The sequence below is a fragment of the Lacipirellulaceae bacterium genome (assembly GCA_040218535.1).
Classification (GTDB): domain Bacteria; phylum Planctomycetota; class Planctomycetia; order Pirellulales; family Lacipirellulaceae; genus Adhaeretor.
This window is the reverse complement of record JAVJRG010000012.1, coordinates 1,077,962-1,093,727: the sequence shown is the minus strand read 5'-3', so window position 1 is coordinate 1,093,727 and position 15,766 is coordinate 1,077,962. Positions and strand designations below refer to the sequence as shown.

At 55.9% G+C, this 15,766-nt stretch carries 12 protein-coding genes; 5 read left to right on the top strand and 7 right to left on the bottom strand.

Annotation, left to right across the window (positions count from 1 at the left end):
- Nucleotides 1–44: 44 nt before the first annotated feature.
- Nucleotides 45–2,156, bottom strand: coding sequence for an ATP-dependent zinc metalloprotease FtsH (gene ftsH, locus RIB44_18445; protein MEQ8618557.1), 2,112 nt, complete (start codon nucleotides 2,154–2,156; stop codon nucleotides 45–47).
- Between the two features lie 480 nt (nucleotides 2,157–2,636).
- Here ftsH and dxr point away from each other — a divergent pair, with 480 nt between their 5' ends.
- Complete coding sequence (gene dxr / locus RIB44_18440) at nucleotides 2,637–3,797, top strand: 1-deoxy-D-xylulose-5-phosphate reductoisomerase (GenBank protein ID MEQ8618556.1); 1,161 nt, start codon at nucleotides 2,637–2,639, stop codon at nucleotides 3,795–3,797.
- Nucleotides 3,794–6,025 carry a site-2 protease family protein gene (locus RIB44_18435; protein ID MEQ8618555.1) on the top strand — a complete coding sequence of 744 codons (2,232 nt, stop codon included), beginning with the start codon at nucleotides 3,794–3,796 and terminating at the stop codon, nucleotides 6,023–6,025. Before dxr ends, RIB44_18435 begins: the two co-directional genes overlap by 4 nt.
- A gap of 109 nt (nucleotides 6,026–6,134) precedes the next feature.
- On the opposite strand, the gene RIB44_18430 is transcribed toward RIB44_18435, so the two are convergent.
- Nucleotides 6,135–7,349, bottom strand: a complete 1,215-nt coding sequence (locus RIB44_18430; GenBank protein MEQ8618554.1) for a molybdopterin molybdotransferase MoeA — start codon at nucleotides 7,347–7,349, stop codon at nucleotides 6,135–6,137.
- 1 nt (nucleotide 7,350) lies between these two features.
- On the bottom strand, nucleotides 7,351–7,950 hold the full coding sequence (locus RIB44_18425) for an aminodeoxychorismate/anthranilate synthase component II (GenBank protein MEQ8618553.1): 600 nt from the start codon (nucleotides 7,948–7,950) through the stop codon (nucleotides 7,351–7,353).
- 203 nt (nucleotides 7,951–8,153) lie between these two features.
- On the opposite strand from RIB44_18425, the gene RIB44_18420 reads away from it, so the two are divergent.
- The gene (locus tag RIB44_18420) at nucleotides 8,154–8,546 is read left to right on the top strand and encodes a CrcB family protein (GenBank protein MEQ8618552.1); all 393 of its coding nucleotides are present in this window, start codon (nucleotides 8,154–8,156) and stop codon (nucleotides 8,544–8,546) included.
- 90 nt (nucleotides 8,547–8,636) lie between these two features.
- Here RIB44_18420 and RIB44_18415 read toward each other — a convergent pair whose 3' ends face one another.
- Entirely contained in the window at nucleotides 8,637–9,488 is an 852-nt protein-coding gene (locus RIB44_18415; protein MEQ8618551.1) for a hypothetical protein, read from the bottom strand.
- 202 nt (nucleotides 9,489–9,690) lie between these two features.
- On the opposite strand from RIB44_18415, the gene fae reads away from it, so the two are divergent.
- Nucleotides 9,691–10,239, top strand: a complete 549-nt coding sequence (fae, locus tag RIB44_18410) for a formaldehyde-activating enzyme (protein ID MEQ8618550.1) — start codon at nucleotides 9,691–9,693, stop codon at nucleotides 10,237–10,239.
- Between the two features lie 93 nt (nucleotides 10,240–10,332).
- On the opposite strand, the gene RIB44_18405 is transcribed toward fae, so the two are convergent.
- The 3 genes from RIB44_18405 to RIB44_18395 all read right to left on the bottom strand — a co-directional run bounded on the left by RIB44_18405 (nucleotide 10,333) and on the right by RIB44_18395 (nucleotide 13,425).
- Nucleotides 10,333–11,253: a PEP-CTERM sorting domain-containing protein gene (locus RIB44_18405; protein ID MEQ8618549.1), complete on the bottom strand. Its 921-nt coding sequence runs from the start codon at nucleotides 11,251–11,253 to the stop codon at nucleotides 10,333–10,335.
- Between the two features lie 309 nt (nucleotides 11,254–11,562).
- A complete protein-coding gene (locus RIB44_18400) occupies nucleotides 11,563–12,234 on the bottom strand; it encodes a PEP-CTERM sorting domain-containing protein (GenBank protein ID MEQ8618548.1) in 672 nt (223 codons plus the stop codon).
- 582 nt (nucleotides 12,235–12,816) lie between these two features.
- Entirely contained in the window at nucleotides 12,817–13,425 is a 609-nt protein-coding gene (locus RIB44_18395) for a GntR family transcriptional regulator (GenBank protein MEQ8618547.1), read from the bottom strand.
- A gap of 271 nt (nucleotides 13,426–13,696) precedes the next feature.
- Between RIB44_18395 and RIB44_18390 the strand changes: the two genes are divergently transcribed.
- Nucleotides 13,697–15,730 (top strand): polymorphic toxin-type HINT domain-containing protein, encoded by a 2,034-nt coding sequence (locus tag RIB44_18390; protein ID MEQ8618546.1) that lies wholly within the window; start codon nucleotides 13,697–13,699, stop codon nucleotides 15,728–15,730.
- Nucleotides 15,731–15,766: the final 36 nt, after the last annotated feature.

Here is a 15,766-nt window from a genome sequence, read left to right as displayed (position 1 = left end):
AACACGACCACCAGCGGAAAACCATCCCACGGCAGAGCCGTGGGCTACGAGCCTGACGCTTCGCTCTCGCCGGCACTTTGCTCTTCGTCAGCCTTGGCGCGTTTCGGCTCGGCATCGGTTCCAGGGACCACCCTGGGTCCGCCGCCGTGTTCTTCCATGATCTCGCGGAACTCGTCCCCTTCGATCGTTTCCTGCTCGATCAGGATGTTGGTGATTGCGTCGAGCGTGCCTCGGCGTTCCTCGAGAATGCGTCGTACTTTCTCGAGGCCTTCCTCAATGTACTTATTGACTTCCTCGTCGATCTCACGGGCGGTCTGTTCACTGTGGCCTTGCGAGCCGCCAAACTCTCCTCCGCCGAGGAATTGGTTCCGTTGGTTCTCGCGGAATTTCACGCGACCCAGCGGACTCATACCAAAATCCATCACCATACTACGGGCAATGTTGGTGGCACGCTCCAAGTCGCTGGTGGCACCATTGCCGATGTCGCCGTCGTAGACGATCTCTTCAGCGACGGTACCGCCGAGACAGACTTGGATCTGACTCTTGAGCTGGTCTCGCGTCATCATGAACCGGTCGTGCTCGGGACGCTGCATCATGTAGCCCAAGGCACCAAATCCTCGAGGAATGATCGAAACCTTGTGCACGGGATCCGTATTCGGCAAGGCGTAAGCGACAAGTGCGTGCCCCGCTTCGTGGTAAGCGAGACGTTGCTTCTCGTCCTCCTGCATGATGCGGCTTTTCTTTTCCAAGCCAGCAGCGGAGCGTTCGACCGCCTCGTTAAGCTCATCCATGCCGACCGCTTTCTTGCCATTGCGGGCAGCCAGCAGAGCCGCTTCGTTGACAAGATTCGCGAGATCCGCACCGACGAATCCGCTTGTGATCGCGGCGATCCGCTTCACGTCAACTTTTTCATCGACCTTGATGTTTTGAAGATGCACTTCGAGGATCTCTTCGCGCCCGGCAACGTCGGGACGATCGACCAACACATGGCGATCGAAACGACCGGGGCGGAGCAGGGCGGGGTCGAGCGTTTCGGGGCGGTTGGTGGCGCCCATGACGATCACACCGCTGTTGGTTCCGAAGCCGTCCATTTCTACCAACAAAGCATTGAGTGTTTGCTCACGCTCATCGTGCCCACCCATTTGACCACTGCCACGGGTTTTGCCGAGGGCATCAAGCTCATCAATAAAGATAATGCAAGGAGAGCGCTGTTCCGCTTGGCCGAACATGTCGCGAACCCGGGCCGCACCGACGCCGACAAACATTTCGACGAAGTCGCTACCTGAGAGACTGTAAAACGGCACTTCCGCTTCGCCTGCGACAGCCTTAGCCAGTAGTGTCTTTCCGGTACCTGGAGGTCCAACGAGTAGGACACCCTTGGGAATGCGGCCACCAAGACGATGGTAACGCTCGGGGTTCTTTAAGAAGTCAACCACTTCGCGAAGCTCATCGACGGCCTCTTCAATGCCAGCCACATCGTCGAACGAAACGTCGAGATCGTCCTGCGCCATCAACTTCCCTTTGCTGCGGCCAAATGCCATGGGCGAACCGGCACCGCCCATCCGTCGCAGCATGATGATCATCAACAGGACGAACATGCCGGTCAGCATCAGGACCGGCAGCAGGCCCAACCACTGGCTAGGCGTCTGTTCGTATTTCCATCCCTCAATGTTGTTCTCAGCCAGGATATCGACGATGCGGGTTTCGGTCGGCAAGCGATCGACGCGGAACTTGACGGGGTCTTTGTCTTCGTTGAACGCGCTGTTCGCCTTGCCTGGGTCGCCTAAGACTGACTCTGTCTCACCACCAGCTAGTTCGCGTGTGAACTGGCGAACCCGCCCCGTCACCGAGGTCGCTCCAACGACAATATCCTGAGGATCGCTTAGCTTGAGTTGGACTGGTTTCTTAAGATCTTTTCGATCGATCAGGATGAATTGAGGCGAATCGGTATTCTCGGGGTTGCTGGCGACAAGCAACTGCTCCAGCTCACTCATCTTGAGCGTGAGCGCATTGTTGCTGTTGAAGATCGTACCCAGCAGCAGCAGGATGATGAAAATGCCGAGGAAGTACCAAACGAGGTTGCCTCCCTGGGGGGCTGGCTTCTTCTCGCCACGCTTGTCAGCCGATTGCTTTTTCTCGTCGCTGGAGGGTTCCATAAATGGCTCGATTCTCTTCTCGAATGATCTCTATCACTGTCACTGAAGTTTCGCTGCGGGCCTCGGCCCGCACTCAAAACTCAAGCGAGCGCCGAGCAAGCTCGGCGGCTAAACTTCCGGCAAAACATGCTACCTATCTAGGGTAGATTAGCACTCTTGGGGCCTCAACGCTTCTTGGTGCGTCACCCCGCACAACTCGGGTAGCGGTTGTCGATGATTCCGACGAAACCTAGAATACCGGTTGTAACGCTGCCCAATTCTTCCGTGTGGGTAATTCTAACGCCTCATGAGGAATCGAGTAGCGTCGTTTAGGCGATATTCGTCCTCGGTTGTCGAATACCATCACTACGAAGCTCACCGCATCCTGGTGCGACGCTTAAACAGTCTTGGCAAGTTCTGGCCGCAGGTTCGGTTGGCCAATTCATCCGAGTTTTCCCACATCTTGTTCAAGAGTCGCCTCTTTAGGCCCGTTGATCTGCCATGCCTGTCGCCAAATCCATCGCCGTTTTCGGCTCGACAGGCAGCATTGGCAAAAACGCTCTCGAAGTGATTGCTAGCAGTGGCGGACAGTTGTCTGCGGTAGCGTTATCGGCTCACTCGAAGTGCGAGTTACTGCTCGAACAAGCCCAGCAGCTTCGCCCGCGGTGGGTGATCGTCACCGACAGCGAAGCAGCCCGGCAGTTCGACTGGAAGTATCTGCCCGTCGATTGCGAGCTGCTGATTGGCCCCGAATCACTCAATCGAATCGCGTCCGAACCCGACGTTGATGTCGTGCTGGCGGCCATTGTGGGCAGCGCGGGCTTACAAAGCACCTGGACGGCGTTGGAAAATGGCAAAACCGTCGCCCTCGCCAACAAAGAGACGCTCGTCATGGCCGGCCGCCTGATGATGGAGCTCGCTCGCGAGAACGACGGCCAGCTTGTTCCGGTCGACAGCGAGCACAGCGCCCTGTTCCAGGCATTGCAGGCGGGAAAGACCAGCGAAGTCGACAAGCTGATCATCACCGGCAGTGGCGGTCCGTTTCGGCATGCGACCCCTGTCGAACTTCAACAAGTGACCGTTGCCGAGGCGCTCGATCATCCCACCTGGAACATGGGTCCCAAGAATACGATTGATTCAGCGACGTTGATGAACAAGGCGCTAGAGATCATTGAAGCACGCTGGTTGTTCGATATTCCGGCGGAGAAAATTTCGGTAGCGATTCATCCGCAGTCGATTGTGCATTCGCTGGTCGAGTTCATTGACGGATCGATCCTGGCTCAGATGAGCCCCCCCGACATGAAGATGCCTATCCAGTACGCTCTGAACTACCCGGATCGACAGCCCGCTGTGGCTGAACGCTTGGATTGGACGCAGGCGTTTCACCTGGAGTTCGAGCCCCCCAACCCTGAGCGATTCCCGGCACTTTTGCTGGGGGCCGAGTGTGCTAAAAGGGGCGGAACCAGCGGAGCGGTGCTGAGTGCAGCCAACGAAGCTGCTGTTGGGGGCTTCCTTGACGGTGAGCTACACTTTACGGAAATCGTCCCCGCCTGCCGAAGCATCCTGGGGGCCCACCATTTTGAACCAAATCCTTCGTTGGAACGCCTCGTCGAACTCGACCGTTGGGCCCGCGAAGAAGTTAGCCGTTGGGTATGTGCATGATTGAGAGTTTTTTAACAAGTTCTTGGCCTGAAATCTCGCTGTCGGGTTCCTCACTCCTGGGACACCTCGACGCAGGCCTGATGCTGCTGGCTCGACTCGACCTCAACCAGTGGAGCGACTGGCTTCTCGCTGCCGTTTATGTGGCACTCGGCCTCGGCTTTGTCATCTTCGTGCACGAGCTCGGCCACTTTGCCGTGGCGAAGGCCTGTGGCGTGAAGTGTGAGAAGTTTATGGTCGGCTTCGACATCGGTGGCTACAAACTTAGCAAACAGTGGGGCGAAACCACCTACGGCATCGGCATTCTTCCGCTAGGTGGGTACGTCAAGATGCTCGGTCAAGACGACAACCCTGCAAACATTGCCGAGCAAGTAAAAGAGTCGCAAGAATCCGCAAGCGCGGAGCAGGTTCCCACGACAACGATCACGGGGCCAGACGGCGAAAAGTACGAAGTCGATAGTCGCAGCTATCTGGCGAAGAGCGTGCCTCAGCGGATGGCCATTATTTCCGCCGGCGTCATCATGAATGTCATCTTTGCGTTCATCTTCGCGGTGATTGCTTTCGGCTTGGGAGTGCCTTACGAACCGAGCATCGTCTCGTTCACCGCCCCGGGCTCGCCCGCTTGGGAAGCCGGTATTCGCCCAGGCGATGAGATTATGCAGATCGGTGAGGTCAAGAATCCTTCGTTCGATGAGCTCCGCAGCGCGGTCACGCTTGCTGATCTTGAGCAGGGGATCGACATGCAAATCCGCCGAGATGGCGAAGTCCGCTCATTAAATCTCAAGCCACGCCAGATCGATGGCAAATTGGCAAAGATCGGCGTGGGACCTCCGTTTTCCGTTAGGGTGAACGATGTCTCGGGGATTCCCGTCGCGAGAAGTGGATTCCCCGCTGCCAACGCCGAGCCTGCCTTTGAAGCAGGCGATAAAGTCATTGCCGTCGACGGCGAATCGGTCGACTCTTATTCCCAGTACGTTTCCCTGCTGTCGGAACGACCCGAGAAAACCATCACGGTAACTGTCATGCGAGGCGGCAAGCCTCCCGAGGACGATCCCAAGGGTGACCTCACCGGCGGTGAAGAAGTCAAAATCGAAATAGACGCCAATCCCATGCGCGAGCTGGGGCTCGTCATGGAAATGGGCCGCATCGTCGCCGTGCAGCAAGACTCGCCTGCCGCTAAGAAAGGGATCGAGCCGGGTGATTTTCTGGCCGATGTCACCGACGCCTCGGGGAATGCTCTTTCCACGGTGTCAGAAGCGAACACTGGTGAGTGGGACCCGGTCACGCTGCCAGAAACTTTGCGACAGTTAGCAGCGGCAGGTCAGGTCGAAGTCGGGCTGAAAATCCGCCGCGATGCCGCCGAGAGCGAAGGCCGTCAACCGACCGAGTCGAAGATCGTCTCACTGCGATCTGCCTCTTGGCTAGAAGAAGCCAATAGCGCGAACGATCCTGTCGCCGTTCCTTCCTTAGGAATCGCTTACCGGGTGCTCAATCGGGTCGCCGTGGTTCGCCCAGGCAGTCCCGCGGAAGCCGCTGAACTTCAAGAGGGCGACACCATCCTAGCCGCTGAGTTCGTCTACCCTGAATCGCTTCCGAAAGAGGAGCGACCCGAACTCGATCCGCTGAAGTTCAATGACAAAGATGGGCACAACTGGCCCGCCCTCCTCAACACTCTGCAATTGCAACCTGAGGGGACCAAGGTCAAGCTGACTTTCAAACGTGGGGACCAGGAGCTCACCAAGACTCTCGAACCGGTGCCTTCGGAGACTCATTTCAATCCGTCACGGGGCATCATCTTTGAGACCGTCCAACGCATTCGCAAAGCAGAAACCTTCGGCGAACAAGTCCGTCGTGGCTGGGATGAAACCATTGGCGCGTTGGGCATGGTCTACCGTTTTCTCAACAAGCTCATCAGTGGGCAAGTCCCGATGGGAGCCCTCGGCGGCCCCGTCACGATTGCCAAGGCAGCCGGTTACTCGGCCGCCGATGGTATCGGAAAACTGCTAGTGTTCCTGACGATGCTTAGCGCGAACCTGGCCGTAATCAACTTCCTACCGATTCCGTTGTTGGATGGCGGGCACATGGTGTTTCTCGGCTACGAAGGCTTGCGTGGTCGCCCGGCGGGTGAGAAGTTCGTCGTTGCCATGCATACCGCTGGCTTCGTCGCGATTATCTCGCTGATGGCTTATGTTTTGTCGCTCGACTTTGGGCTGATCGAGCGTGGTTTGTAAGGCGAACATAAGACCGGATAACTGGATCGGCGAGATCGACAGGATAACAAAAGATTCATCCTGTTGATCCTGACAATCCCGCTACCTGTCTAAATAAAGCTGACAACTTCTACAAAGTTAATAACTCAACTTCAGCGCCAGCTTCTGTGACGTAATCCCCTGGCTCGAAAACAGCCAGTCCCTGGGCTCGCGTAAGCGTCGCAAGATCGGCTGAGCCGCGCCAATCAAGCGGCGTCACCAATGGCAACTCTCTTTCACCCTTTGCTTCAACCCGTGACGGAAAATACGTCTGCCTTTTTCCTTTGTGTGTAAAAGCATCAGTCAGAGCGCCCCGATGTTGCTGTGGTGGAGCAAAGGGCTCGCCGCTCAAAGTCCGCAGCAAGGGCAGAGCAAATAGATGAAACGCCACCAGTGCGCTCACAGGGTTTCCCGGGAGTCCAAAAACGTAAGTCCTGCTCTCGCCGCCTTCGGTAACGCCGAACCACACCGGCTTGCCGGGCTTCATTCGCACTTTGTGGAAGACTTCGCGAACGCCCATGCCCTTCAATAACCCAGGAGCGAGGTCAAGCACACCAGCGGACACACCCCCAGTCACCAGCAGTACGTCGGCCTGCATTCCTGCGGTGAACTTCGCTTCCAGGTCAGCCGGATCGTCGCGTCCGATGCTGAGTTGATCGCCCGCAAAACCGGCCCGCTCGAGCGAAGCCAACAGCATCGGGCCATTGCTATTGCGGATCTGTCCGGCATCGAGCGGCTCGCCTGGTTCAACCAGCTCATTACCTGTTGGTAACACCGTGACCTTTGGCGTGGGAACAGCGCTCGCTGAGGTGCGCCCGATTTCCGCTAACAGGGCAATATCGAGCGGGCCAAGCACTTTGCCCGCTGCAAGAACTTCCTCATCACGCGCAAATGAAGCGCCCCGCTGCATGACGCCACTGCCAGCTTCGGGGAGTTGATCGGGCAGAACGACCGATTCGCCGACCGCAGCTCCGTCGTTCTTGCATTCTTCTCGCTTGACAACCGCGTTGGCACCGACCGGCAATTGTGTCCCGGTCATAACACGGATGACTTCGCCAGTGCCGATCGTAGACTTCGGCACGTTGCCAGCGGTAACTTCCTCGACGACGCGTCTTTGGGTCGTCGCATCGCTCACATTGATCGCGTAGCCGTCGAACAACGACTTCGCGAAGGGTGGCGAATCAACATCGCTCACTATGGATTCGGCCAAGCGAAGATTCAGCAGATTACCAAGTTCTATAGTCCGTGGTGCGAGCGACGCGACTTCCTGAGCCAGTAATTGATGCGCCTCGTCAACCGAAATCATCTCAAACCCCCACGGTTTCCACCGCCAGGAAGTTTCGCAACAAGTCGGTCCCGTCGTACGTCAGGAAACTTTCGGGGTGAAATTGCAATCCGTAAACAGGCAGTTCTTTGTGCGCGATGGCCATGATCTCACGACTGCCGGTTTCGGGGTTGTCACTCCAAGCGGTGACTTCGAATTCGTCCGAGAGGGTCTCAGGCTGAATCACCAGCGAGTGGTAGCGCGTCGCCTGCATGGGATTCTCCAGCCCGGCAAACAGGCCATCACCTGTGTGATGTATCCGATCCGTTTTGCCGTGCATCAGACGGTCTGCTCTCACAATCGTTCCACCAAAGGCTTGGCCGATGGACTGGTGTCCGAGGCAAACCCCCAATAGCGGCAGCTTGCCAGCAAGCTGAGTCACGCACGGTACCGAAATCCCCGCTTCATTGGGTGTGCAAGGTCCTGGAGAAATAATTAGTCTCTCTGGCCGACGAGCGAGAATCTCTTCAACGGTGATCTCATCGTTGCGATCGACTCGGATTTCCAACGAGCCATCAATCTCCCCCAGTCGCTGGACAAGGTTGTAGGTGAAGGAATCGTAGTTGTCGATGATTTGAATCATGCTATTCGCTGGTCAAAAGCTTATCTGTAAGGCAATAGTTTAACGAGCACTGCGGTCGAAATATACTAGCCACAGATCACAGAGAGATACGGATCGGAAATTCATGCTTTCCAGCCAAGCTCTAGCCACTAAAATCCTTAACATAAGTCTGTGCCATCCGTGCGATCCGTGGCCTAAATTTCGCGTCGCCCCTGAGCCAAGTCATGAACCTTATCGCCATCGCCCTCGGAGGCGCTCTCGGTGCTGTTTGTCGCCACGGGGTGAACGTCCTCTGCCGATTGTGGCTCGGTGCGGGCTTCGCTTACGGGACGCTGATCGTCAACGTCCTCGGCTGTTTTCTCCTAGGGTTGTTCATAACGTTAGGTACAGCGACGACTGCTGAAGGAGCCCAGCGTTGGAGCTCAACGATGCACTCCGCACTAACTATCGGCTTCCTAGGAGCACTGACAACCTTCAGCACCTTTGGGTTCGAGACAGCCAGTCATATGCGCGACGCCGAGCATCACTTAGCGCTCACAAATGTCGCACTTAATGTCGTGTTAGGCTTGGCAGCCGTATTTGCCGGCTGGTGGCTGGGGAAGACGTGGGCTGGTTGAACCTCGTGGCTTCTCCGCGGTGCTTGCACAACGCTAAGTTACTATCGATTGGCCACTATCGACAGCCCGCGATCGACAGCGTCGTCGATCCTACCGTCCCAAACGCTCACCCGGTGGTGCATCCGCCGGATCGAGAAACGTCTGTCCCCTTTCCCCGCGGATGAAATTCCGAGGATCGCTCCGCGACAGGTCGCCCGGCAGACTCAACGCCGCCCCAACACGGCGAGCATAGCCCCGGGGCGTCGAAGGGTCGATCACTACCTCAAAGGGGTCATAACGCCGTCGCGTAAGGTCCCAGTAAAGAAGCTGATCGGACGTTGGGCAATCCCGGCAGGCTGATGCGTCTTGACGCGCGCGCTCCTCCGCTTCGAAGCGAGCTTGCAGGGCGTGATTCGCTTTCAAAGTTGCTGCCGTGAGACCCGGCTGCTGTTGTCCGACAATACGAACCAGCGAGCGATCAATCGCCTGCTGACGAGCTCCTGCCGAAACCTCTCGCCCGCGCTGGCGGGCCTGCTGCCCCGCCTCGTACCGCTCGAGCCAATCTTTCATCTCGATGAGAGGTAACTTCGATAAGCGATTTAGGAACTGCTCGCCTTCTTTCGGGCTGGTCTTGGCTGAGAACCGGCAAAACTGCATCACGGCTTGCCGAGCTGCTTTCATGCGGTCGCTATTCCAAAGCTCAACTCGCTTGGCTTCCCTTGTTTCAACCGACCCTTCCTCGACAGGCATGCTTGCTTCTTCTGGCCAGGGAGGCAATGCAGCGTCGTTACCTATGCCCCGGCTAGGACGCGTCGCCTGCTGAGTACGTCCCGTATTGATCTGTCTGGGTTTTTCCAGTGAAGGAATCGGTGAACTCCTCACTTGATCGGGGGGAATGCCAAACGCCGGGCTCACTGTGAGAAGCCCCAAGACAGATATTCCAAGGACTGAAGATCGCACCATTTGACCATCCTTCAAGAAGGGAATTCGCTACGTGAAGATCATGGCTAGTCTCTATCGACAGTATTTTACCTGGTTTGCCCGATCCAGACAAAAACTCTCGCTTGGCGAGGGTTTTGTGCATTGCAAAATACCTGCTCCTCCACCACAACTAGAAAGCAAATCATCTGCTACCCTGACGAGCCACAGAATAGGACCAAGAATTATGAGTGAACGAATCATCATGCGGACCGGCGAATGCTTAGTGGGCGGTGGACCTCCTTTTACCGCGGCTGAGCCGGAAGTTGTGATTGGCGAGCTAGACGGTCCGGTGGGAACCGCGATTGCCACGCTCACGGGGGATCAATCGGCTGGACACTCCAAGGTGTTTGCCATCCTCAACACTGACGTTCAGGTCAGACCGGTCACGCTGATGGTCAGCAAAGTCACGGTGAAGAGCAACGCCTACACGAACATCCTGATGGGCACCGTTCAAGCGGCGATTGCCAACGGCGTGCTGGATGCGGTCAGGGCAGGGGACCTCCCTAAAGAAAAAGCCAACGACCTCGGGATCATCTGCTCCGTGTGGCTCAACCCTGGTGCGGCTACCGATGAGAACCTCGACCACAAAGCGCTATTCGAAATTCATCGCAAAGCCATGGCCGGAGCGATCCACAAAGCCATGCACAACGAGCCCTCGATCGACTGGCTGCTAGAGCACCAGGAAGAGATCACCCATAAATACTATCAGCGCGGTCTGGATGGGGAGCTGTAAAACTGCTCGCGGAGTAACCGCGCATGAAAAACACCCACCGGTCGCTGCCCCACGAACCGGCGGGTGTCGTCGATGAACTCGCGATTGAAACCCTTAGCAGGAACGACGGCGTGAGCTTGCCAATGCGGCGACTCCGCCCAATAGGCAGAGCACCAAAGAGGTTGGCTCGGGAACTGCTGAAATCGCAGGCGCCATGGTGCCGTAGTTGTCATTCCAATCAACCAAGTCCTGAGCGTCGGTCTCGAGAATCGGATTGAATGGTGGTGGGTTCATGAAGCGCTGTTGCCACAGAATGAAGTCGGTGCCGTCGACATTTTCATCGGAGTTAAAGTCGCCGATGCTCTCCTCGCCCGCTGTGATGAGGATGTTATCGACGTAGAGCGCGACCCCTGTGCCGTCGGCATTAGCGGGACTGCCTCCAAAGCCACCATCGACAATCAATCCGAAAGCTAAAAACTCAGTAGCAGTTGCGGGGATTGTGCCTGAAACCGTGGCAGTCTGCCAACCTGTTCCGGCAGCCCCTTCTCCGACAAAACCAGCTGAACCTGAGTTCACACCGTCGAAATTGATTTGGATATAGAACAGGTCAGCGCTTTCGCCGGTAGGATTATCCAAAGTGGTATCGTTGGGAACGAAATAGTCTATCGAATACGTGAAGTTAGAACCTTGCAGAGAAGGATCGAGCGGCAGGGTTGTCGAGTTGAAGTTTTGGAACAACTGGGCAGTTGCGCCAGTGTTGTCGGGCATCGTTACCCCACCGACGATGGCACGCGAGGCATCTCCTGTCACAGTATTCCCGTCGAATTCAGTAATCGTCAGACCAAAGTCAGGCAGCGAAACATCCGAAGGGACGGTGAATTCGCCGTTCGTACGGGTACCCATGCCGTCGTCCATGTAACCGGGGTCATCATCTTGCCAGATGACAGTTTGAGCGAAGCCTGTACTCGCCAGCGTAGCAGCGGCCATAAAGGCGACAGCAAAGCAGATGCGATTGATAAGGGTTGAATACTTCATTGAATAAGCTCCTCAGCTTTGAAACTGGTGCTTACCAGTTTCCGATTGCGAAATTGTGGTAAAAAACTATTTTTGGCTGCCTGCTAAACTCGCCCACCAGATGGCAGTCAATCTGTTCGGAAAAATTAGGGCGGGCTACTTTCGTTGTCGATTCTGAATGTGCTGTGGTTGTCTCTGCCCCGAGAAAACCGTAGTTCAAGCTGCTGTACTCTCTGCCAATCAATTCTCTAGGCACTTCGCGAACAACTGCCTCCGCCAGCCGAACACCGTTTGATGTCGGCTGGCGGTGCGCAGTGAGGGTCTCTTTGACTAGCGTCGGCGACGTGCTACTAGTCCCAAAGCACCAAGGCCAAACAGGGCTAGCGAGGTGGGCTCTGGTACCAGGTCGATGCGGAAATTGTCCACATAGTAGGCAAGGCCGCCAGGGAAATCGTTACCCGGACCAAATCCATTGTCAGCAAGGATCAGGAATGCTGAGATGTCATTAGTTCCAGCGGGAATGAGTGGGCCATTCGTTGGGTCACCACCGGGGAAGTTCAGATTCGTGAGAGTAAAGGTACTCCAAACATCTTTTGGGGCACCGCTTGGATCGATGAAACCAACGGATCCTCGATTCCCTCCGTTAAGGTTGACCTGAAGATACAGAAGGTCGCCTTGGTTTAACTCAGTGTTTGAAGGAATCAGATAATCAACAGTGATGGAGAAAGGCTTGCCAATCGCAACAGCAGGAACGGGGACAGTCGGCGTGGCAACGCTGCTGAACTTGGCTGCAAGATCGGTAACCTCACCAGCCGTACCCGGCAAAACGGGATCGGCAACGTTGGTAAGTGTTAGGCTGTTTGCCAAGCTCCCGCCCGCTGGCGGATTCTCGTCAAGAAAAACGGTGGCTGCTTGTGCAGCAGTTGAAGTTACCGCGAAAGCGGCCGCAACAGCGACAACGGCAAGTGCACGTCGCTGAAGCGATACTAATCTCGTACTCATTAGATCTCCTCCCAAGAAAGAAAACTAGAAACGCAAAAGGGTTGTTGCAGCCAAGCAGTCGAGACAACTCCCTGACTGGCCTCATCGAAAAGTTCGTTCAAAAGTGAAAAGAGGGCGCTGGCCCCAATTAGCTCCGCATCGGAAAGTTATCCTAACTTGCCGAAACATAATTGTCTACAATATCCTGGTTTTTTTTGAGGCGAGGGAGCGCAGATACTCCAACCCTCTCGAAAAGCGTGGGAAAGCGTCGATTGAACCCATCTCCACAAGCCCACAGACATTGAGAATATGAGTGCAAGGCGGCTTTTTGGCGTTCCTACCGCGGCTAGAAGATAGGGGCCAGCGACGCCTACCCGGCAGGTGGGTTGAGGCTCTCAAGAGATCAAGCGGGTGCCAAGGCGTTCCTCTCGGGTGGATTCAGCCAAGTTAGTAGCGGTCCAGGTCGACGCCGGATTCGCGGATCTCCATGAAAGTCCTATAGGGCTATTCGGACTAACGAACAGCCACGTGGCTCTTACAGGCGGATTTGCATGAAAGTTGAAGCGAGCAGCCCCGCTTCGAGACCAATAACTCGAGCCGCACTTATTGGATATTTGCCGTCAATGCAGCAATGGCAGCTTCGCGATCTTTAGCACGGATCGCTTTGACGATCTCTTCGTGCTCGCGATACGACTCCATCATGTCAACGTGGCGACTGTAGTGGAGCATCATGCGGCTGACGATGGGCAGCCAGATTGCAATCAAATCGCTACTGCCGGCAGTCTCAAGAATGTAGCGATGCAGGGCCATGTCGTAATGCACGACTTGCGAGAGGTCTTGAGTTTCGCACGCTTTTCGTAGGCCTTCGACCGTTGCATCCAGCTTGTCGCAGTCTTCGTCGGTAAGCCGGTCGAAGACCAACTCGAGAGCGAAAATCTCTGTCTCGCGCCGTAGGCCCACGATCAGCGGCTGCAATTCTTCAGCGGCTGCTGAACCAACGCGCACGCCGCAGTTCGGCTTCGCTTCCAGAAGCCCCTCTTGCGTGAGTTGCAAAAGTGCGTCGCGAATGGGGGCACGGCTCACGCCGTACTGCTTGGCCAACGATTGTTCGCGCAAGTTGGAGCCCTTTTCGAGCCGCCCCGAAAGCACATCCGAACGAATCCGGTCCGCAATCTGCTCACGGAGTGTCCTAGCTAACGGCTTGTTGCTCATAGGCTGCGGCTTTCTAAGGGCGAATCAATCATTTTAGTATAGGTACGGGTTGAAGTCATGGGAACCAAGAGTCGTAAAAAACCTGGTCGTCGAGTCACCCTGTCCACATTTTAAGCAAACAGCTTCCCACAGTCCGTCAAACCCTCCAGGCCACGTTCCTTCTCACTAAAGTTTGCACTACTTTCCACTATTCGCATATAACAGTACGGAGCGATGAAAGTCGTCTTTTTTAGGACAAGAGCCTCACTTTTTCGGAACAGGGAGTCTCGCAATGCATCAGACATCTGCGTGGAAAATAGGTCTCCGCGATCTGTCGCTAGTTCTTGTTGTATACAATCTTGCTGCACTTCAGGGGAAAGCGGCCAATCCCCCGCAAGTGTTGGCTGCTTCCCGTGAAAGCCATCTTCGCGAAGCGGCGCTCGACTATGCGAAAGAAGAGGGCAAGGACGAACTCTTGAAGTGGTATACCGGCGAACTCAACTTTCAAGGGAAATGGGTTAAACCCACTAAGGCAGAGGCTACTGCCGCAAGTGACGAACGACTTAGGGAGTACCGCGAACTACGCGGGGCGATGGTAGACGATGGTCGTAGTCATCAGCGTATCGCCCGCTGGTGCGAACGCTCAGAACTCGCGGAACATGCCAAAGTCCATTGGTTACACGTGCTGCGCTTCGACGCAAAGCATAAACACGCACTTGAAGCGTTAGATCTTGTCTGGCACCGCGGAATTCTGATGGACCGAGATGAGCAGGCTCGCTTTCAGATTCAAGAAGAGATTGAGCGAGAGCGAGCGGAAACGTTCCGACCTAAAATCAAACGGCTGCGTCGCGAGCTTGACGGCCCCGATCTCAAACAACGTCGCGAAGCGGCGCGTGAGCTTCGAAATCTGAATGACCCGGCCGCCGCTGCTGTGATGGTAAAGGAGTTGGCCGAACCAGGAGACAACGAACAGCAAACTCGACGTCGCCAGGAGGCATTAGTCGACGTGATGGCCAAAGTTGACGACCCCCGGGCAAGCTATGAGTTGGTGCAGATAGCGCTTCACTCCCCCTGGGACTCGATCCGCTACGCGGCGACCACGGCTTTGAAAGATCGACCGCTGGAGCAGTATGTGCCAGAGATTCTCTCACACATGCAGTTGCCAGTGACTGGCTCAATGAGCCTGACCGAGCAAGGGAACTACCTTGTGAGCAACTACCGTCTGGAGCAGGAAGCACCCGGTGGCAAGACGCTCGAGAAAAACTATCGCACATCCCAGCGTATCGCAGCGCAGAAGTATAGCCATGCAACAGTCAACTATGGACGGAAAACAGCCGACAGCTACACCCGACCAGGCTATACGAAACGTGTTGCACAGAGAAAGCTCCGAGGAAACGTCCAACTGCCACTCAATGTCCTTTACTGCAGTAGTGCGCAGAGTCGTATCTACGAAACCACCTACGTCGATGTCGACGTGCCCCCAGAAGTGGTACCTGCACAGTATGAATACATTGGCAGTCGATATCTTGTTGGTGGTGAGCTTCCCGGCTTCAATCAGCAACGGCAAAACGCCAAACAGCGCGCGAATGTTCAGGCCGACCAAGTGGCGAGACAAGTTGACCACGTGAATGCTCGCATCCATGAGCACAACGAGCATCTCACCGGGCTGCTTCATGAAGTCACCGGCCAAACGCTGAAGGCTTATCCACGCTCCTGGTGGAATTGGTGGCGCGATCATGTCGAAGCGCACCCAGAAATGGCTCTCGGTGGCGGACAGCATCGGCTTGAGCAGGCCATCCTGGAACAACAGCCGCGGGCCTTAGCGCGTGGCGTCGCGGTCTGGACCCTTCAAGGACAACGACCAGTAGAGAAACTACGGATTGGCGACTTTGTGCTTTCTCAAGACGTGCGCACCGGGGAGCTTGCCTACAAGCCGATCCTCGCTATGAACGCCTATCCCGAAATGGAGATGCAACGCGTGCAGTTACGAACCAACCAGAAAGCCGACGACGCCATTCCACAAGAAATCGTGAGCGGTGAAGGGCAGGTTTTCTTCCGAGCCGGACAAGGCTGGCGACGCATGAGCGACCTCACGAGCGATTCCGAATTGCACGGGCTCACAAAGGCAGTGACTTTTCAGTCTTCCGAAGAAACCTACGCTATGGACGCCTACAACATCGTCGTCGCAGATTTCCACACGCTGTTTATTGGGAGCCAAGGACTGCTGACCCATGACGGAACCCCTGTGGGAGCAACCGCTCAGGCGCAACCTGGTTTTCCACGGGCGCTCGCTGGAAGGGCGAAGCAAGTAGCTCAGGCGAAGTAAGGCTCCTTCTGCTAGGATGGTCGGTCAAACTGTCCG